At 69.0% G+C, this 18,547-nt stretch carries 22 protein-coding genes; 12 read left to right on the top strand and 10 right to left on the bottom strand.

Features of this window, described 5'->3' with window-relative positions:
* Window positions 1–3 precede the first annotated feature (3 nt).
* Window positions 4–903 (top strand): ALF repeat-containing protein, encoded by a 900-nt coding sequence (locus tag ABD269_RS21090; protein WP_344119964.1) that lies wholly within the window; start codon window positions 4–6, stop codon window positions 901–903.
* Window positions 904–1,121: 218 nt separating this feature from the next.
* Here ABD269_RS21090 and ABD269_RS21085 read toward each other — a convergent pair whose 3' ends face one another.
* A complete protein-coding gene (locus ABD269_RS21085) occupies window positions 1,122–2,351 on the bottom strand; it encodes an MFS transporter (protein WP_344119962.1) in 1,230 nt (409 codons plus the stop codon).
* A gap of 65 nt (window positions 2,352–2,416) precedes the next feature.
* On the opposite strand from ABD269_RS21085, the gene ABD269_RS21080 reads away from it, so the two are divergent.
* Window positions 2,417–2,806 carry a MerR family transcriptional regulator gene (locus tag ABD269_RS21080; RefSeq protein ID WP_344119960.1) on the top strand — a complete coding sequence of 130 codons (390 nt, stop codon included), beginning with the start codon at window positions 2,417–2,419 and terminating at the stop codon, window positions 2,804–2,806.
* 40 nt (window positions 2,807–2,846) lie between these two features.
* Window positions 2,847–3,533 (top strand): HDIG domain-containing metalloprotein, encoded by a 687-nt coding sequence (locus tag ABD269_RS21075; RefSeq protein ID WP_344119958.1) that lies wholly within the window; start codon window positions 2,847–2,849, stop codon window positions 3,531–3,533.
* 75 nt (window positions 3,534–3,608) lie between these two features.
* Here ABD269_RS21075 and ABD269_RS21070 read toward each other — a convergent pair whose 3' ends face one another.
* Window positions 3,609–3,905 (bottom strand): MTH1187 family thiamine-binding protein, encoded by a 297-nt coding sequence (locus ABD269_RS21070; protein WP_116213950.1) that lies wholly within the window; start codon window positions 3,903–3,905, stop codon window positions 3,609–3,611.
* Window positions 3,902–4,246, bottom strand: a complete 345-nt coding sequence (locus ABD269_RS21065; protein WP_116213949.1) for a DUF3817 domain-containing protein — start codon at window positions 4,244–4,246, stop codon at window positions 3,902–3,904. The genes ABD269_RS21070 and ABD269_RS21065 overlap by 4 nt, the downstream gene beginning before the upstream one ends.
* A 164-nt stretch (window positions 4,247–4,410) precedes the next feature.
* On the opposite strand from ABD269_RS21065, the gene ABD269_RS21060 reads away from it, so the two are divergent.
* From ABD269_RS21060 to ABD269_RS21035, 6 genes are all read left to right on the top strand, one after another.
* Window positions 4,411–5,049, top strand: coding sequence for an AIM24 family protein (locus tag ABD269_RS21060; protein ID WP_116213948.1), 639 nt, complete (start codon window positions 4,411–4,413; stop codon window positions 5,047–5,049).
* Window positions 5,049–5,699 carry an AIM24 family protein gene (locus tag ABD269_RS21055; protein ID WP_301892247.1) on the top strand — a complete coding sequence of 217 codons (651 nt, stop codon included), beginning with the start codon at window positions 5,049–5,051 and terminating at the stop codon, window positions 5,697–5,699. Before ABD269_RS21060 ends, ABD269_RS21055 begins: the two co-directional genes overlap by 1 nt.
* Complete coding sequence (locus ABD269_RS21050) at window positions 5,696–6,460, top strand: AIM24 family protein (protein WP_344119953.1); 765 nt, start codon at window positions 5,696–5,698, stop codon at window positions 6,458–6,460. Before ABD269_RS21055 ends, ABD269_RS21050 begins: the two co-directional genes overlap by 4 nt.
* Window positions 6,461–6,559: 99 nt before the next feature.
* Window positions 6,560–7,036, top strand: coding sequence for a MarR family winged helix-turn-helix transcriptional regulator (locus ABD269_RS21045; RefSeq protein WP_301894314.1), 477 nt, complete (start codon window positions 6,560–6,562; stop codon window positions 7,034–7,036).
* 149 nt (window positions 7,037–7,185) lie between these two features.
* Entirely contained in the window at window positions 7,186–7,998 is an 813-nt protein-coding gene (locus ABD269_RS21040; protein WP_344119951.1) for a helix-turn-helix domain-containing protein, read from the top strand.
* On the top strand, window positions 7,995–8,234 hold the full coding sequence (locus ABD269_RS21035; RefSeq protein ID WP_344119949.1) for a DUF397 domain-containing protein: 240 nt from the start codon (window positions 7,995–7,997) through the stop codon (window positions 8,232–8,234). Before ABD269_RS21040 ends, ABD269_RS21035 begins: the two co-directional genes overlap by 4 nt.
* On the opposite strand, the gene ABD269_RS21030 is transcribed toward ABD269_RS21035, so the two are convergent.
* A complete protein-coding gene (locus ABD269_RS21030) occupies window positions 8,231–9,115 on the bottom strand; it encodes a helix-turn-helix domain-containing protein (RefSeq protein ID WP_344120287.1) in 885 nt (294 codons plus the stop codon). The genes ABD269_RS21035 and ABD269_RS21030 overlap by 4 nt on opposite strands.
* Window positions 9,116–9,227: 112 nt before the next feature.
* Here ABD269_RS21030 and ABD269_RS21025 point away from each other — a divergent pair, with 112 nt between their 5' ends.
* The gene (locus tag ABD269_RS21025; protein ID WP_344119947.1) at window positions 9,228–10,052 is read left to right on the top strand and encodes an alpha/beta fold hydrolase; all 825 of its coding nucleotides are present in this window, start codon (window positions 9,228–9,230) and stop codon (window positions 10,050–10,052) included.
* On the opposite strand, the gene ABD269_RS21020 is transcribed toward ABD269_RS21025, so the two are convergent.
* The 3 genes from ABD269_RS21020 to ABD269_RS21010 all read right to left on the bottom strand — a co-directional run bounded on the left by ABD269_RS21020 (window position 10,022) and on the right by ABD269_RS21010 (window position 12,891).
* A complete protein-coding gene (locus ABD269_RS21020; protein ID WP_344119945.1) occupies window positions 10,022–11,905 on the bottom strand; it encodes a transglycosylase domain-containing protein in 1,884 nt (627 codons plus the stop codon). The two genes, ABD269_RS21025 and ABD269_RS21020, sit on opposite strands and share 31 nt — an antisense overlap.
* Window positions 11,906–12,047: 142 nt before the next feature.
* Complete coding sequence (locus ABD269_RS21015) at window positions 12,048–12,212, bottom strand: hypothetical protein (RefSeq protein WP_344119943.1); 165 nt, start codon at window positions 12,210–12,212, stop codon at window positions 12,048–12,050.
* 145 nt (window positions 12,213–12,357) lie between these two features.
* Window positions 12,358–12,891, bottom strand: a complete 534-nt coding sequence (locus tag ABD269_RS21010) for a GNAT family N-acetyltransferase (protein WP_344119940.1) — start codon at window positions 12,889–12,891, stop codon at window positions 12,358–12,360.
* Between the two features lie 555 nt (window positions 12,892–13,446).
* Between ABD269_RS21010 and ABD269_RS21005 the strand changes: the two genes are divergently transcribed.
* Window positions 13,447–14,925: an amino acid permease gene (locus ABD269_RS21005; RefSeq protein WP_344119938.1), complete on the top strand. Its 1,479-nt coding sequence runs from the start codon at window positions 13,447–13,449 to the stop codon at window positions 14,923–14,925.
* Window positions 14,926–15,007: 82 nt separating this feature from the next.
* Here the strand turns inward: ABD269_RS21005 and ABD269_RS21000 are convergent, their stop codons facing one another.
* The 3 genes from ABD269_RS21000 to ABD269_RS20990 all read right to left on the bottom strand — a co-directional run bounded on the left by ABD269_RS21000 (window position 15,008) and on the right by ABD269_RS20990 (window position 17,792).
* Entirely contained in the window at window positions 15,008–15,502 is a 495-nt protein-coding gene (locus ABD269_RS21000; RefSeq protein WP_344119936.1) for a peptidylprolyl isomerase, read from the bottom strand.
* 60 nt (window positions 15,503–15,562) lie between these two features.
* Window positions 15,563–16,519 carry a methylmalonyl Co-A mutase-associated GTPase MeaB gene (gene meaB, locus ABD269_RS20995; RefSeq protein WP_344119934.1) on the bottom strand — a complete coding sequence of 319 codons (957 nt, stop codon included), beginning with the start codon at window positions 16,517–16,519 and terminating at the stop codon, window positions 15,563–15,565.
* Window positions 16,520–16,580: 61 nt separating this feature from the next.
* Entirely contained in the window at window positions 16,581–17,792 is a 1,212-nt protein-coding gene (locus ABD269_RS20990; protein ID WP_344119932.1) for an acetyl-CoA C-acetyltransferase, read from the bottom strand.
* Window positions 17,793–17,931: 139 nt separating this feature from the next.
* On the opposite strand from ABD269_RS20990, the gene mce reads away from it, so the two are divergent.
* Complete coding sequence (mce, locus tag ABD269_RS20985; RefSeq protein ID WP_116213934.1) at window positions 17,932–18,372, top strand: methylmalonyl-CoA epimerase; 441 nt, start codon at window positions 17,932–17,934, stop codon at window positions 18,370–18,372.
* Window positions 18,373–18,547: the final 175 nt, after the last annotated feature.

The raw sequence follows: 18,547 nt of genomic DNA, 5'->3' as shown, positions 1-18,547 counted from the left end.
CGCATGAAGTTGGCCCGAGTCTCCGCCGTGTTCGCGGCTGCCGCGATCGCCCCGGCGGTTCTGTTCTCCTCCCCGGCGGTCGCCGCCGACACCGTTCCGGCCACGACCGCTTCCACGCCCGACAAGGCGGCGGAGACCACTCCGGAAACGAAGCCGGACGCGGGCGCGAAGGACAAGCCCGCGAAGGAGCCGACGAAGGAGCCCGTCAAGGAGCCGGTCAAGGAGCCCGCGAAGGACGACTCCGCGGAGAAGCAGGCCGCGAAGGCCGACAAGGACAACTTCTTCGCCATCCTCAAGATGCTCAACGGCGCCGGCCCGACGCTCTACGAAGCCGCGCAGGCAGCCCTCAACGGCACCCCCGAGGACCGCGTGCGCTTCCTGGAGGACGGCCAGCACTTCGCCCGCCTGACGGACCTGCGAATGCGCGTCACTCAGGTCTCAAGCGGTGCGGCTCATGGCTCCCATGTGAGGGCAGCGGCCTATGCGGCACTGAAGGACGACAGCCCCGAGGCCCTCCGGCACTTCCTCGACGTCGGCCAGTACGAGGCCCGCGCCAAGGACGAGGCGGATGCGGCCGCGGCCAAGGAGAAGGCCGACAAGGACAAGGCCGACGCCGAGAAGGAAGAGAAGGACAAGAGCGACAACGGCAAGGACGCGGCCAAGGACGACAAGCAGGACGCCAAGGTCGACCAGCCCGCCACCGGCGACCAGCAGAAGCCGGCCACCGTCCAGCCCGCGACCGCGTCCGACAACGCGCCCAAGCCCGCCGACGACACCACCGAACTCGCCTCCACCGGCGCGGGTTCCGCCACCCCCTGGGCGATCGGCGGCACCGCCGCCGCCCTCGCGGCAGGCGCGGCCCTGGTCCTGACGGCCCGCCGCCGCACGCCTTCCGAGCGCTGACGACGCGGGGCCGGGGCGGCCTCCCTCACGGTGCCCGTCCCGGCTCAGGTTCCGACACCCCAGCCCGTCCGGCGCTTGAGGACGCGCCCGCAGGGCGCCCCGCTGTAGGCGCAACGGCGCCGCACCAATACGCCGCCACCGGACGCAAAAGGCCGGACGGGCTGAAGACTCCAGCCCGTCCGGCGCGTGAGGACAACGTGGCGGAAACACCCGCCCGTTCAGGAGCGCGACCCCGGGCGGCGGGCCGGGAAGCCGTGCTTTCGGGCCGCGAGCACCACGATCAGCACCGGGGCCAGGAGGACGAGCACGCTCCAGGGGAAGGCCGCCGCTCCCACCAGGCCGAGCAGGACGCCGCCGAGCACTCCGCCGCCGGCCATCGCCACGTTCCAGAGCGTGACCAGCATCGCCTGTGCGGCGTCGGCCTGTTCACCGCCCGCGTCGCCCGCGGCCGTCTGAAGGATCGTGGGCGCGCCGCCCCAGCCGAGCCCCCACAGCGTCACCGCGACGTAGACCATGACCGGGCTGGTGGAGAGGACGGCCAGGACGGCGGCCGCCACGGCGATCAGGAGGGTGCCGGCGATGGTGAGGGCGCGCAGGCGGCGGTTGATCTGTGCGCCGACTATCCAGATGCTCAGCAGGGAGGCGCCGCCGAAGACCAGGAGTACGAGGTCGGTGGAGCCGCCCATGCCGATGCGGTCGAGGTAGGTGGCGATGAAGGTGTAGAGGATGGTGTGGGCCAGCACGAAGACCAGGGTGACGAACAGGACGGGCGTCACGCCGGGCACACGGAGGGCCCGCAGCATGGGAGTTCCGCCGTCCTGGCGCTGCCCCGGGTGGTCCGGGACGACCGCGGTGATCCACGCGAGCAGGGCGACGGTCAGCGCGGTCATGGCGAGGAACGCCACCTGCCAGCCGGTCGCCTTGCCGAGGAAGGTCCCGGCGGGCACGCCGAGCGCCAGGGCGAGCGGGATGCCGGACATGGCGATCGCGATCGCCTTGCCCTGGAGGTGTACGGGCGCGAGGCGCCGGGCGTACCCCGCGAGCAGCGCCCAGGCCAGGCCCGCGGCCACCCCGGCGACGAACCGGGCCGCCATGGTCAGCGGGTAGTTCGCGGAGAGCGCCGTGACCGTGTTGGCGGCGGCGAACCCGGCCATCGCCGTCAGCAGGAGCCGCTTGCGCCGCCACGCCGCGGTGGCGGCGGTCAGGGGGATCGCCGTGAGAGCGGTGCCGATCGCGTAGACGGTCACCGTCTGCCCGGCCGCGGACTCCCCTACGTGCAGGTCGGCGCTCATCGCGGGCAGCAGACCCGCGGGCAGGGTCTCGGTCAGGCTGGTGATGAACACGGCCGTGGCGAGCGCGAGCAGCGCCGACAGGGGCAGTTTTCGGTCGTCTTGGCCGTGGGTTCGGGTGCGGGGGCCGACGGAGGGTTGCGTCTGGGTCGTTGCCATGCACAGGATGCTCGAACCTTCACACCTATGTGAGGGTCAACGCGACGGGCTATGAGGTCGATCACATGCGCATCGGAGAGCTGTCGGACCGCACCGGCACGCCGCGCCGGCTGCTGCGCTACTACGAGGAGCAGGGGCTGATCGTCACCGATCGCACGCCCAACGGCTACCGAGACTACGACGAGTCCAACGTCGACCGGGTCATGCAGATCCGCGGCCTGCTCGACGCGGGGCTGCCGACCAGGATCATCAAACAGATCCTGCCGTGCCTGGACAAGCCCCGGATCATCCACTTCGCCGACGCGACCCCGGAGATGCTCGCGACTCTGACCCACGAACGCGACCGGATCACCGACCGCATCTCGTGCCTGATCCGCAACCGGGACGCGATAGGCGACTACCTCGAAGCAGTGAGCACCAACCGCCGCCCGGAGACGGCCCCGACGGGGTCGTGACCGCGTCAGGAGGATCCGCCTCCCACGTTACGCTGCCACGATGACCCTGCCGACGGCCCAGGACGTACGCGCACTGCACGAGAAGTACGCGCCCTCCCAGGCGGCCTTCGATCTCGTCCACACCCACTGCGAGATCGTCTGCCGGATCGCGGAGCAGCTCATGGCCCGGACCGATCACGGGCTCGACGCCGACCTCGTGCGAACGGGCGCCCTGCTCCACGACATCGGCGTCTATCGGCTGTACGACCGCGCCGGGCGGCTCGACCACGGCAACTACATCCGCCACGGGGTGCTCGGCCACGAGATCCTCCGCCGGGAAGGTTTCCCGGAGCGCCTGAGCCGCTTCTGTTCGTGCCACACAGGGGTCGGTCTCACCCGGCACGACATCCGGGAGCACAAGCTGCCCGTGCCCGTGGCCGACTATCTGGCCGAGAGCACCGAGGAACAACTGGTGATGTACGCGGACAAGTTCCACACCAAGTCCACGCCCCCGAAGTTCCTCGACGCCGACGCCTACGCCTCGCACCTGCGGAAATTCGGAGAGGACAAGGTCACGGCGTTCCACACCCTGCGCGCACGCTTCGGCGAACCCGACCTCGCGCCGCTCAAGGCGCAGTACGAGGACGCCGCCGCCCTGGCCCGCTACCGGGAACGCCGGGCCGCCGGCGCGGCGGTCGGCATTCCGCACGAAGCCGTACGCGCACGGCTCGGCCTGGAGCGTGAGTGAGGCCGCCGACAACAGCAAAAGGCCCGGCCCCGGGCGCGAGCGCGCCCCGGACCGGGCCCTGGTCGAAAGAACCGGTCACCCCTCGGAGAGGTAGCGCTCCACCGTTTCGACCTTCGACGTGAGGCCGTTCGTGACGCCCGGGCGGATGTCCGCCTTCAGGACCAGCGAGACCCGGCCGCAGCGCGCCTCGACCGCCGCGACCGCGCGCTTGATCACGTCCATGACCTCGTCCCACTCGCCCTCGATGGATGTGAACATCGCGTCCGTGCGGTTGGGCAGGCCGGACTCGCGGACGACGCGCACCGCGTCCGCCACGTACTCACCGACGTCCTCACCCGCACCGACCGGGGAGACGGAAAAGGCGACGATCATGCGTTGACCGTACCTTCCTTGCGGGCGCGGGCGGCGATGACGCTCGCCTCGGCCTCGCGGCGCAGCATCCGCTCGGCGAAGAAGCCGCCGGTGGGGAGGACGGAGAGGATGAAGTAGAGGGCGGCGGTCTTCACGCTCCACTTGGTCTTGTTCCAGGCGTCGACCCAGAAGATCACGTAGATGATGAAGAGGACCGCGTGGACCGCGCCCATCACCGGAACGGCGTTGAAGTCCGTGGTCCGCTTGAGGACCGAGCAGACGAGCAGCACGAGGAAGGAAACGGCCTCCGGGGCGGAGACCAGGCGGAGCCGGCGCAGGGCGGAGGCGGTCTTGATGTCCACGGGGGCACCTTCGGGTTCGGGACGTATCGGGACGACTACAGCTTGTGAGGGTATTCACAAGCGTGGCAGCCATTCTTGCAGCCGCGTTGTCGATCACCGGATCCGGGTCCGTTCAGGGACCAAGGCCCTGTCGGAGGGGTGCGGGCTGCCGCTAGCGTCGGGGCGTGGCTCAGTTTCGGCTCCAAGGGAGCAAAGTTCTCGCCGTCGATCTCTCCGGGGACACGGTCAAGGCCAAGAACGGCGCGATGGTCGCGTACGAGGGCGAGATGTCGTTCAAGAAGATGACCGGTGGCGGTGACGGCCTGCGCGGCATGGTCACCCGCAGGCTCACCGGCGAACAGATGGCGGTCATGGAGGTGAAGGGGCGCGGCACCTGCTATTTCGCCGACCGTGCGAGCGAGATCAACCTCGTGACCCTGCGCGGCGAGACCCTCTATGTGGAGTCCAGCAATCTGCTCTGCACGGACGGCGGCCTGCGCACGGGCACCACGTTCACCGGCCTGCGCGGCGCCTCGCAGGGCAACGGCCTCTTCACGACGACCGTCGAGGGCACGGGCCAGGCGGCGATCATGTCCGACGGCTCGGCGATCGTCCTGCGCGTGGCGCCGGACATGCCGCTCCAGGTCGACCCCGGCGCGTACATCGCCCACACCGGCCGGCTCAAGCAGCACTTCCAGTCGGGCGTGAACTTCCGGACCTTCATCGGCGAGGGCTCGGGCGAGGCGTTCCAGATCCGCTTCGAGGGCGACGGCCTGGTGTACGTACAGCCCAGCGAGCGCAACACGATCGGCGGTGACCTCTGATGCCCTTCCGCCTCCTCAACTCGCGCATGGCCGAGGCCCGGGTCACCCCCGGGCAGCGGATGTTCAGCCAGCGCGGCGCGATGCTCGCCTACAAGGGCGACGTCACCTTCACGCCCAGCATCACCGGCGGCCAGGGCGGCGTCATGGGCATGATCGGCCGTCGCATCGCCAACGAGGCCACGCCCCTGATGACCGTGGAGGGCGACGGCACGGTGATGTTCGGCCACGGCGGCCACCACATCCACGTCATAGAGCTCAACGGCGAGACCCTCTACGTGGAGGCCGACCGCCTCCTCGCCTTCGACGGCTCCCTCCAGCAGGGCACGATGTTCATGGGCTCGCAGGGCGGCGTCATGGGCATGGTCCGCGGCCAGGTCACCGGGCAGGGGCTGTTCACCACGACGCTCAAGGGTAAGGGCGACGTCGCGGTCATGGCGCACGGCGGCTTCATCGAGCTGCCCATCACCCCGCAGCGCCCCGTCCACGTCGACCCGCAGGCGTACGTCGCCCACCGCGGCGACGTACGCAACAAGCTGTCCACCGCCATCGGCTGGCGCGAAATGATCGGACGCGGGTCCGGAGAGGCCTTCCAGCTCGAACTCTCGGGCCAGGGCACGGTGTACGTACAGGCGTCGGAGGAGAAGCTGTGAACGGCCCCGTCATCTACGACGCGAATACGCTCCCGGTCGACGACAACGTCAATCCGTACGCCTTCAGCGTGGACCTCGACGGCCAGTGGTTCCTGCAAAAGGGCAAGATGATCGCCTATTACGGGCGCATCGAATTCCACGGCATCGGCCACGGCTATCTGGACGCGCTGATCCGCACCAGCTTCCACAGCCCCATGCACGCCGCGGACTGGGTCGTCGCCGAGGGCCGGGGCAGGATGCTGCTCGCGGACCGCTCCTTCGACGTCAATTCCTACGACCTCGAGGACGGCAACCTCACCGTCCGCTCGGGCAATCTGCTGGCCTTCCAGCCCTCGCTGTCCCTGAAGCAGTCGATCGTCCCGGGATTCCTGACCCTGATCGGCACCGGCAAATTCGTGGCCGCCTCCAACGGCCCCGTCGTCTTCGCCGAACCCCCGATCCGCGTCGACCCCCAGGCCCTCGTCGGCTGGGCCGACTGCCCCTCCCCCTGCCACCACTACGACCACCAGTACCTGCGGGGCGTGCTCGGCGGCGTACGGGCCTGGACCGGGTTCGGCGGCACGTCGGGCGAAGAGCACCAATTCGAGTTCGTCGGCGCCGGCACGGTGCTGCTCCAGTCCACGGAGCAGCTGATGGAGGAAATCCCGACCGGCGAGACCTCCGAGCAGGACGGCGTCCCGCCCGCAAGCCCGCATAATCAGCCATCTATGCCCCGCATGCCCGGCCAGCTAGGGGACCTCCAGCGCCGCTTCGGGCTGTGAGCGGTACCCTGCGGAGTGTGACGTCGAACGCCTGACCTCGCGTCCCGCACCCATACTGGTTAAGTTTTCAACTTTCTTAGGTAGAATTCCTCTATGTCTATGGACACCGAGAACGGCACTCGCTGGCTCAGCGAAGAGGAACAGCGCGCCTGGCGCGCCCATCTGGATGTCAGCCGGCTGCTGATGCATCAGCTCGAAAGGGACCTCCAGCCCTTCGGCCTGACCAACAACGACTACGAGATCCTGGTGAACCTCTCGGAGTCCGAGGACCACCGGATGCGGATGAGCGACCTCGCCACGGCCACCCTGCAGTCCAAGAGCCGGCTCTCCCACCAGATCACCCGGATGGAGAACGCGGGCCTCGTCCGCCGCGAGAACTGCGAGTCCGACCGCCGCGGCCTGTACGCCGTCCTCACCGAACAGGGCTGGGAGACGATGCGCAAGGTGGCCCCCCACCATGTCGCCTCCGTGCGGGAACACTTCATCGACCTGCTCGCCGATTCGGACCTCAAGGCGCTGTACGGCTCCCTGGCCCCCGTGGCGCAACATCTGCGCTCCACGCGCGGCCGCGTCTGACAACTCCCCGGCGGGGCCCTCGCGTACGCGCGGGGCCCCGCTCTTCCGTCACCCGTGCGTGCGGAATCCGATTCGAACCCGACGTGTTCGACGCTTGCCCGCCCTAGCCTCCCTTGCTACCGACAGGAGTAGGGAAAGGCGGAGTTGCGATGACGGGTGAGACCACCCAGCCACCGATGGCATGGCGGTACTGCGGAAACCAGATGAAACTGTGGCGCACGGAAGCGGGGGTCAGCCGCGAGGAGTTGGCGGCGGAGGCGGGGTACGGCCCCGAGACGATCAAGTCGATGGAGCAGGGCCGACGGCGTCCGACCCTCCGGGTTCTGGAGATCGCGGACGATATGTGCGGTGCGCAGGGGAAGTTGAAGGCTGCGTATGTGTATTTGCAGCCGGACAAGGCGCCTTCGCGCGTGCTCGCCTTCCTGGAGGCGGAGTCCAGGGCAGTCGCCGAGCATTCATACCAACCACTGCTCATCCCAGGACTGCTCCAGACCGAGGAGTACGCGCGGGCCCTGCTCCGCAGCCACTACCCGCCCACGAACGAAGAGACCATCGAGGAGCGGCTGGCATCTCGCCTGCATCGCCAAGGGCGGCTGGCTCAAAGCCCGGCCGTGCTCTTTACCTTCGTCATCTACGAGGCCGCGTTGCGCACCGGCGTCGGCGGGCCGGCCGGGATGAGGAGGCAGCTGCACTACCTGCTGGAGGTCGGCGAACTCCGCAATGTGTCCATCCAGGTCCTTCCTGCCAGCCACGGCGTTCACGACTGCCTCAACGGGTCCCTGGTGCTGCTGGAGACCTCCGAGCACGATCGGTACGCCTACTCGGAAGGTCAGGCAACCAGCAATCTGCTCTCGGAACCCGAAAAAGTCAGCGCCCTCACTGAGCGCTACGGCATGCTCCGTGCGCAGGCCCTCAATATCGAGGATTCGGCAGAGTACATCAGGAAGTTGGCGGAGGAATGACGATCAACGAGTCGGCATGGTTCAAGTCCAGCCACAGCGACACCGAAGGCGCGGAATGCGTCGAAGTCGCTTTCCCTTGGCTCAAGTCCAGCCACAGCGGCGGCGCCGGCGGTGAGTGCGTCGAAATCGCAGCAAGCCCCCACGCTGTCCACATACGCGACTCGAAGCGCACCAACGGCCCCCAACTCGCCGTACCCACCACCGCCTGGGCCGACTTCATAAACCACTGCCGCTAGGCCCCCAGAGCCGCCCGCAGCCAATTGTCGGTCGCGCCCGGCGTCGGGTTCTGTGAGGCGTTCACTTCGGCGACGAGGCGCCAGTAGTGGTCGATGCGCGGCTCCGTGGCCAGCTGGACGCCGAGTTCGCGGCGGAAGTCCGGAGTGTCCCGTGCGCCGCGCGCGCTCGCGTGGGCGGAGACGAAGCAGTCGAGTGCCTCGCCCTCGCTCGGTGGGCGCCGCGAGCGTACGTCCGCCGACGCCAGCGCGTACGCCTCGACGAGGCCGTCGTAGAGCACGGCCGGGCGGTAGCCCTTGCCCGGCTGGTGGACCTCGGGCTGGCCGCGGTCGGAGTCGCCCCGGCAGGGGCGGGAGACGAAGGCGTGCAGCCGGGCGAAGGCCAGCACTTGGGCCGGGGTCGGCTCGGCGGGCGGTTGCGGTACCGCCTCTTCGATGATCGCGGAGACCAGCCGGGCCGGGAGCCGCGGGGGCAGCCAGCCCCGCCAGAACCGGGTGAGACCGGCCGTGCTGGGCGGGCTGGTCACCGCGCCGATGAGGCGCAGCCGGTCGGTGCGCTCCCCGGGCGTGCAGTCCTGGAGCAGTTGGAGGGCGGCCTCCCGCCAGCGCAGGGCGGCCAGTTGTGAGCCGAGCTCCCGCAGCTTCCCGGCGACGACGTCTTCCAGCACGTCCTCCTTCTCCAGGACGCGGCCCACTTCCGGGACCGGCAGGTCGAGCGCGCGCAGCGAGCGGATCAGGCGGAGCCGGTCGAGCGCCTCCGGGCCGTAGCGGCGGTGGCCGCCGCCGCTGCGGACGGCCTCGGGCAGCAGACCGCGGTCGGAGTAGAAGCGCACCGTCTTGACGGTGACACCCGCGCTCTCGGCGAGCTCTCCGATGCTCCACATGTCGTCGGGCAACAAGGCTTGAACCTCCCTCAGGGGGAGTTCCTACCGTACTGGTCAGCGCGCACGGCCCACGGGGGTGGTCGTGCGCACCGAGCGACACGAGGAGGCAGTCATGACGGCGTTCGTGCTGGTACCGGGCACACACATGGGCGGCTGGCTGTGGCGGGAAGTGGCCGACCGGCTGAGGGAGACGGGGGCCGAGGCGTACGAGGCGACGCTCACCGGCATGGGCGACCGCCGCCATCTGGCCGGGCCGGGGACGGATCTGGAGACGCACATCGAGGATCTGGTGCAGCTGATCGACCACGTGGACGCGCCGGAGGTGGTGCTGGTGGCCCACTGCTACGGCAGCTATCCGGCTCTGGGCGCCGCCGACCGGCGCCCGGAGCGGGTCTCCCGGATCGTCTATGTGGACGCGCCCCTGCCGCAGGACGGCTACTCGATGCTCGGCCAGGTGCGGGAGCAGATGCCCGACGAGGCGACCCGCGACCGGATGCTGCTCCGGGCCGAACAGGCCGAGGAGGGCTGGCGGATGATGCCGCCGTCGCTGGAGGAGTCGCGGAACTGGGCGAACGTCGTGGGAGTGTCCGAGGAAGCACTCGTGCGGCTCAACAGCCTCGCCGCTCCGCAGCCGCTGGGCACGTTCACCCAACCACTGCGGCTCTCCGGCGGGACCGACGAAATGCCGATGACCGGTGTCTTCTGCACGGCGGGCGGGCCGGGCATCGAGATGGTCGAGGCCCTGGTGGCGTCGGGAGACCCGCGCTTCCGGGAGCTCGCCGAGCCCCGGTGGAGCTACTTCGAACTCGCCACCGGGCACTGGCCGATGCTCTCCTGCCCCGACGAGCTGGCCGCGGTGCTGCGCCGGGCCGCCGCGGACGAAGGGCGGCGGGTGGCCGCCGCCGGTCAGGACGCGGGCCGCGCCGCGGCCGTGTAATCGGCCCAGATCTGTTCCGGGAAGCCGTTGCCCCGCTGCGAGGTGTCACCGCCCACGTCCGACATCGGCAGCAGCTTCCCGTCCTCGGGCTTCATCCGGAACATGGTCACCGCTGTGGAGACCTCCTTCGTATAGCCGACATACCAGGCGGACCTCAGCCGGTCCTGGTCGCCGGTGCGGCCCGCTCCGCCCAGCGCGTCGGAGACGTCCTTCGCCACTGCCTTGGGCAGCGCGTGCCGCGCCTTGGCCCGGCTCTCGAAGCCGCCGACCGGCTGGCCGTCCTTGAGAAGCTTGGTCACCGAATAGGGGTCGTTCTGCAGGCCCTGATTGGCGAATGTGCCGTACGCGCCGGCCATGCGGATCGTGCTGGGGGTGGACGTGCCGACGGAAAAGGAATCGTCCGGCTTGGCCATGCTGTCCTTGAGCAGGCCGGAGCGGATGGCAGTGTCCCGCACCTCGTCGAGTCCCACTTCTTTGCCGAGCCGTACGTAAGTGGCGTTGCCGCCCTTGGCGAGGGCCTGGCGGAGGCTGGGGTGGGAGTCGTCGGGCTGTGAATCCGCCGACGGATTCTGCAGGGTGCCGTCGTTGCCGTAGAAGCTGTCGGGCTGTACGTCCTTGCGGTCTCCGCCCTTTGTCTCCGCACCGTGCTGGAGGGCAGCGGCGAGGACGAACGGCTTGAACGCGGAGCCGACCGGGACGCCGGAGGTATCGGCGTTGTTGGTGAAGTGCTTGGTCGCGTCGGGACCGCCGTAAAGAGCGAGGATCGCGCCGTCGGAGGGGCGTACGGAGGCGGCGCCCACCTGGACGTCCTCGTCGGCCGGACGCTTCTTGGGGTCGATGTTCTTGTCCAGCACGCCCTGCACCGACTTGGTCAGTTCCTGGACCCGGTTCTTGTCGAATGTGGTGTGAATCTTGTAGCCGCCGTGGGCCAGGTCCTGATCGGTCAGCATCGAGTGCGACTTGATGTATTTGTTGGCGACGTCGACGAGATAGCCGGTCTGGCCGCCGAGGTTGGTGGCCATGGACTGCTTGTGGGGCTCGGGGAAGGTCCGGTACTTCTCCCGCTCCTCCTGGGACATCCGGCCGGTCTTGACCTGCCGGTCGAGGATCCACTTCCAGCGTTCCTCGGCCCGCTTGTGGTTGTTGGCGCTGGTGGAGGGGTCGTAGAGCTCGGCGCCCTTCAACAGCGAGGCAAGCAGCGCGCCTTGGCTCGGGTCGAGTTTCCTGGCGGGAATGCCGTAATACGCCTGGGCGGCTGCGTCTATTCCGTACGCGCCCCGGCCGAACCAGCTGGTGTTCAGATAGCCCTGGAGCACTTCCTTCTTGCTCTTGGTCCGGTCGACCTTGAGCGAGATGATGAACTCCTTGGCCTTGCGGGTGACGGTCTGCTCCTGGGAGAGGTACGTGTTCTTCACGTACTGCTGGGTGATCGTCGAACCGCCCTGCGTCTCCTGCCCCTGCGCGGTGCTGACGATGGCCCGGAATATGCCCTTCGGCGATACTCCCCGGTCGCTGTAGAACGTCTCGTTCTCCGCCGCTATCACCGCGTTCTGCACGGACTCGGGCACATCGGAGAGCCGCACGATATTGCGGTTCACCTTGCCGATGCTGACCATCTGGGTGCCGTCCGCCCAGTAATAGGTGTTCGCCTCCTGGACGGCGGCCGCGTTCTCGTCGGGAATGTCCACGCTCGCGTACACCCACGCGAACAGTCCGGCCAGCGCTCCGACGCCCAGCACGAACGTGCTCAGCAACTGCCGCCACGACGGCAGCCATCGGCGAATGCCGGCTCTGCCGTGTCGCGGGTAGTCGATGAACCGCTTACCGCGTGCGTGCCGCTGTCTCGTGCCCAAGGTTCGAAACGCTCCTGCAAATCGGTGTTGCCGTCAGAGACGGCCGCGCCGGGGGGCGCGGTTGGCCGATCTGTATGAGCGTTGTGTGACAGGTGCTCCGGACGGTGGAGCGGTTTCGGGCGATACGTCGCCGTTGACGGATTCAGACGGTGACGACGCCCACTTCCCCGGCGCCGGGGAGACCACCGGCCTCGGGGAGCGAGATCCCGTCCGGGGTGCGGGAGCCGTCCTTGACGTAGGACACCCCCGTCGTCCCGAAGATCATCATGATGCCGACCAGGACAAGAAGTCCGAATCGCTTGGCCATCAGCCCTCCCAAGGAGCACGAACAAAGGCCAACTCAGGCTGCCCGGTGACGCGTTGGCCATTCCCGGGCCGCCCACAATGACCCCCACCGGGCGCCCTGGAGAACTCAAGTCCGACAGCGGACGGCTCCGGCGGCGCCCGGCCCGTTACGCCTGGTACTCCGTGAGGTCGATGGCGTGGACGCTCAGCGCGTGGCCGTACTCCGGGTGCGCGGTCTCGCGCTCCGGTTCCATGCCGAGCTTGCGGATGACGTTCTCGGAGGCGTCGTCGCCCAGGCGGCTGATGCTGATGACGCGGTCCAGGCCGCGGTCCGTGAGCGCGAACTCCAGCGTGGCCTGCGCGGCCTCGGAGGCGTACCCCTGACCCCAGAACTGGGAGCCGAGCCGCCAGCAGATCGACACCTCGGAACGCGCCTCCGGCAGGAACTCCGGCACGGTCAGGCCCGTGAACCCGATCAGCTCGCCCGAGCCGAGGAGCTCGACGGCGAAGAGACCGAAGCCCTCGTCGTCCCACTCCTCCTCCCAGCGCTCGATGTCCTCCGCCGTCTGCTCCAGGTCGCGCACGGCGCCGTCACCGACCCACCGCATGACCTGAGGGTCGGCGTTGATGTCCGCCATGGGCGCGAGGTCGTCGTCGTGCCAGCGGCGCAGGAGGAGGCGGGGGGTGCGGATCTCTGTCATGCACCTATCTTCCCCGGTCAGCGGCGCGGTCCGCGCGCCGCCCGCATTGGATGCATTGCCACATACACATAAATGGGAGTGGAAGCGCCTTTCCATTTCCACTCCGGGCGGCGTGGAACACATTCCGGCCGCGGGTAAGTGTTCTTCTCCACATTCCGGCCCGTGATCCACGACTTTCGGCGGCCCCGCACGCGCCGCCATGATCCGGGAGCCGGTGAACTCCCGTAGGCGACAAGGCGATCCACACATCAAGGCCACCCGGGAAATCACCCTCGGCACATAAAACCTGTAAGCGGCCCATTAGCCAATCACCCCTGACCCGCGCAAGCCCTTACCCCGAGTACGGTCGAAAATCAAATCTTCACAAACTCTTGACGTCCGGAGTGCGCGGCTCACACCATTCACCGCAAGGCCTGCTCGGCCGGCACACCGGCCAGGACCGGAAACCCCGCCCCTCCGGGCGGCCCCCGGCTCCGCTCCCCCACAGCGGCCGCACCGCGGGACTCCCCGAGACAAGGCCCCGGCCCCGCTCCCCCCAATGAAGGCGATACCTCTATGAGTGACCGCACGCTCACCGCGGGCGACACCCGGCCCGAAACGGCCGTCACGGCAACGGCGTCCCCGCACGTCGACGCCGGTGACGCGGGCTACAGCAAGGACCTCAAGTCCCGGCACGTCAACATGATCGCCATCGGCGGAGCGATCGGCACCGGCCTCTTCCTCGGCGCGGGCGGCCGCCTCGCCAGCGCCGGCCCCTCCCTCTTCATCGCCTACGCGGTGTGCGGCGTCTTCGCCTTCTTCGTCGTGCGGGCCCTCGGTGAGCTCGTCCTCTACCGCCCCTCCTCCGGCGCGTTCGTCAGCTACGCCCGCGAGTTCATGGGCGAGAAGGGCGCGTACACCGCCGGCTGGCTCTACTTCCTCAACTGGGCCACCACCGGCATCGCCGACATCACCGCGGTCGCCACGTACACCCACTACTGGGGGATGTTCAGCAGCCTGCCGCAGTGGGTGATCGCCCTGATAGCCCTCGCGGTCGTCCTCACCGTGAACCTGATCTCGGTGAAGTACTTCGGCGAGATGGAGTTCTGGTTCGCGATCATCAAGGTCGCCGCACTGATGGCCTTCATGGTCATCGGCATCTTCCTGCTGATGTCCCAGCACGACGTGGGCGGTCACACCCCGGGCCTGGGCAACATCCTCAACAACGGCGGCGTCTTCCCCACCGGTGTGATGCCCATGCTGATGGTCATCCAGGGTGTCGTCTTCGCCTACGCCTCGGTCGAGCTGTGCGGCGTCGCGGCGGGCGAGACCAAGAACCCCGAGAAGATCATGCCGAAGGCGATCAACTCGATCATGTGGCGCGTCGGCATCTTCTACGTCGGCTCGGTGATCCTCCTCGCGCTGCTGCTCCCGTACACCTCGTTCACCGGCGACGAGAGCCCGTTCGTCACCGTCCTGTCCAAGATCGGTGTGCCGTACGCGGCCGGCGTGATGAACCTCGTCGTGCTCACCGCGGCCCTCTCCAGCCTGAACTCCGGCCTCTACTCCACCGGCCGCATCCTGCGCTCGATGGCGATGTCCGGCTCCGCGCCGAAGTTCACCGGCCGGATGAACAAGGGCCAAGTGCCCTACGGCGGCATCCTGCTGACCGCCTTCTTCTGTGTCCTCGGCGTCGGCCTGAACTTCGTCGTTCCCAAGGACGCGTTCGAGATCGTCCTGAACTTCGCGGCGATCGGCATCATCGGCACCTGGGGCATGATCATGCTCTGCTCGCTGCTGTTCTGGTACCGCTCCAAGGACGGCCGGGTCACCCGCCCCGGCTACCGCCTGCCGTGGGCCCCGTACACCCAGATCGTCACGCTGGTCTTCCTGGCCGGTGTGCTCGGCCTGATGGCCTCCGAGCCGGGCGCGAGCCGCACCACGGTCCTGTGCCTGCCGCTGATCGGGGCGGCGCTGGTCGGCGGCTGGTTCCTCGTCCGCGGCCGGGTGGCACGCACCCAGCGGGAGAAGGAGCTCCAGGAGGCGCAGGGGTAGGCGCTTCCAATAGCCGAAGGGCCGGCCGGTACGGATGATCCGTACCGGCCGGCCCTTCGGCGTTGTCGGGGTGCGGGCGTCGTTACGCCACGATCCCGGACTTCGCGATGGTGATCTTCGCGCGGGTCGAGCCCGAGTGGGTGCCCAGGGACTCGATCTTCTTCACCAGGTCCATGCCCTCGACGACCTCGCCGAAGACGACGTGCTTGCCGTCCAGCCACGGGGTGACGACGGTGGTGATGAAGAACTGCGAGCCGTTGGTGTTCTTCCCGGCGTTCGCCATGGAGAGCAGACCCGGCTTGCTGTGCTTGAGCTGGAAGTTCTCGTCGGCGAACTTCTCGCCGTAGATGCTCTTGCCGCCCGTGCCGTTGCCGGCGGTGAAGTCGCCGCCCTGCAGCATGAAGTCCGGGATGACCCGGTGGAAGCTCGAACCCTCGTAACCGAAGCCGTGCTGGCCGGTGGCGAGCTCACGGAAGTTCTTCGCCGTGTTGGGAACGACGTCGTCGTGCAGCTTGAAGACGATACGGCCCGCGGCCTCGCCGTCAATGGTGATATCGAAGAAGACGTTGGAAGACATGGAGTCATCCTGTCACAGGCGTCACGCGAGGTGGCGGAGGCCGCTCGCCGACCGCCGGTATCAGCCCTCCGTGATGCCCGCGATCAATTCGTCCGCCGCCGCGTACGGGTCGAGGCCGCCGCTCACGATGCGTTCCGCCAGGGCGTCAAGGCGGCGGTCGCCGTGGAGGTCGCCGATGCGTGCGCGGAGGGCGGTGACGGCGATCGTCTCCACCTCGCGGGCCGCGCGGGCGATGCGGCGCTCGGCGAGCACGCCGTGCTCCTCCATCCAGGCGCGGTGCTTCTCCAGGGCCTCGACCAGCTCGTCCGTGCCCTGGCCGCGGGCCGCGACGGTCTTGACGATGGGGGGCCGCCAGTCGCCGGGGCCGCGGGCCTCGCCGAGGCCGAGCATGTGGTTCAGCTCGCGGGCCGTGGCGTCGGCCCCGTCGCGGTCGGCCTTGTTCACGACGTAGACGTCGCCGATCTCCAGGATCCCGGCCTTGGCGGCCTGGATGCCGTCGCCCATCCCGGGGGCGAGCAGCACCACGCTGGTGTCGGCCTGGGAGGCGATCTCGACCTCGGACTGGCCGACGCCGACGGTCTCCACGAGGATCACGTCGCAGCCGGCGGCGTCGAGGACGCGGATGGCCTGGGGGGCGGCCCAGGCCAGGCCGCCGAGGTGGCCCCGGGTGGCCATGGAGCGGATGTAGACGCCGGGGTCGGAGGCGTGGTCGGACATCCGTACGCGGTCGCCGAGCAGGGCGCCGCCCGAGAAGGGCGAGGAGGGGTCGACGGCGAGCACGCCGACCCGCTTCCCGGCCTTGCGGTAGGCGCTGACCAGGGCCGAGGTGGAGGTCGACTTGCCGACGCCGGGCGAGCCGGTGAGGCCGACGACGTAGGCCCCGCCGGTCAGGGGGGCCAGGGCCGCCATCACCTCGCGCAGTTGGGGGGACGCCCCTTCCACCAGGGAGATCAGCCGGGCGACGGCGCGCGGCCGCCCCTCCCGGGCCTGCTCGACCAGTGTGGGGACGTCCGCCATGACTGCTCCGATCCGACGTTGCGACGTTTGCGACGTTTTCCAGGGGCCGTGCGACCGCCTGTCAGTTGCCGGGGACGCGGACGATCAGGGCGTCGCCCTGTCCGCCGCCGCCGCAGAGCGCGGCCGCGCCGACTCCGCCGCCGCGCCGCTTGAGCTCAAGGGCGAGGTGCAGGACCGTACGGGCGCCGGACATGCCGATGGGGTGGCCCAGCGCAATGGCCCCACCGTTGACGTTCACCTTTTCGGGGGAAACGCCCAGATCCTTTATCGACTGCACCAGAACGGCGGCGAATGCCTCGTTGATCTCGATCAGGTCGAGGTCGTCGACGGTCAGCCCCTCCTTGCGCAGCGCGTGCAGGATCGCGTTGGAGGGCTGCGAGTGGAGGGAGTTGTCGGGGCCGGCCACATTGCCGTGGGCGCCGATCTCGGCGATCCAGGCGAGGCCCAGCTCCTCGGCCTTGGCCTTGCTCATCACGACCACGGCGGCGGCGCCGTCGGAGATCTGCGAGGAGGTGCCGGGCGTGATCGTGCCGTCCTTGGCGAAGGAGGGGCGCAGCTTGCCGAGGACCTCGACGGTGGTGTCGGGGCGCACGCCCTCGTCCTTGCTGAAGAGGACGGGGTCGCCCTTGCGCTGCGGGATCTCCACGGGGGTGATCTCCGCGTCGAAGAGGCCGTTCTTCTGGGCGGCGGCGGCGCGCTGGTGGGAGCGGGCGCCGATCTCGTCCTGCTCGGCGCGGCCGATGCCGAGGCGGGTGTTGTGCTTCTCGGTGGACTCGCCCATGGCGATGCCCTCGTAGGCGTCCGAGAGGCCGTCGTGGTGCATCGAGTCGAGCATCTCGATGGAGCCGTACTTGTAGCCCTCGCGGGACTTGGGCAGCAGGTGCGGGGCGTTGGTCATCGACTCCTGGCCGCCGGCCACCACGATGTCGAACTCACCGGCGCGGATGAGCTGGTCGGCCAGGGCGATGGCGTCGAGGCCGGAGAGGCAGACCTTGTTGACCGTGAGGGCGGGCACGCTCATGGGGATGCCGCCCTTGACGGCCGCCTGGCGGGCCGGGATCTGGCCGGCGCCCGCCTGGAGCACCTGGCCCATGATCACGTACTGCACCTGGTCGCCGCCGATGCCGGCCCGGTCGAGGGCGGCCTTGATGGCGAAGCCGCCGAGTTCGGCCGCGGAGAAGGAGCGCAGGGAGCCGAGCAGCCTGCCCATGGGCGTACGGGCGCCCGCGACGATCACAGATGTGGTGCCGGTCGAACCGTTCGTACCAGTCATGAGGCGCGGCCCCTTCGAGGCGGAGAGGTTAACGATGGTTCCCGTCAATGTACTGAGCGGTAGGCGCCCGGGTCACCGGGCCGAAGGTGTGATCGCGCGCACGTTGCGTAACCACGCCGGGGAGCGGTGCACTGGTTCCATGCTGACTCGTATCGACCACATCGGGATCGCCTGCTCGGACCTCGACACCACCGTCGAGTTCTACCGTGCCACGTATGGCTTCGAGGTGTTCCACACCGAGGTCAACGAGGAGCAGGGGGTGCGCGAGGCCATGCTGAGGATCAACGGGACCGACGACGGCGGCGCCTCCTACATCCAGCTGCTGGAGCCCACCCGTCCGGATTCCGCGGTCGGCAAGTGGCTCGCCAAGAACGGCGAGGGCGTTCACCACATCGCGTTCGGTACGCCGGATGTCGACGCCGACGCCGCCGCGATCGGCGGCAAGGGCGTACGCGTCCTCTATGAGCAGCCGCGTACCGGATCCATGGGTTCCCGCATCACCTTCCTGCACCCCAAGGACTGCCACGGCGTACTGACCGAACTGGTCACCTCGGCGCCTCCGGCGGACCCGGAGCACTGACCCCCACCTCCCCCGGCCGGTAGAGTGCAGGTTCGGCCGGGGTACGGGTGGGGCCCGGGTCGAGCTGTACCGATGATCTGACACCATTTCTTCGGAAGGGCAGGCTCCGGGTTCCTCCGGTTTATGCGGGACGGGGCCGGCCGCCAACGCGACCAGGGGACGGATGGGACCGCGC

Origin of the sequence: Streptomyces blastmyceticus, from assembly GCF_039521185.1 — a bacterium.
Classification (GTDB): domain Bacteria; phylum Actinomycetota; class Actinomycetes; order Streptomycetales; family Streptomycetaceae; genus Streptomyces; species Streptomyces blastmyceticus.
The sequence above is the reverse complement of the archived record's forward strand: the minus strand, read 5'-3'. Positions and strand labels throughout refer to the sequence as shown.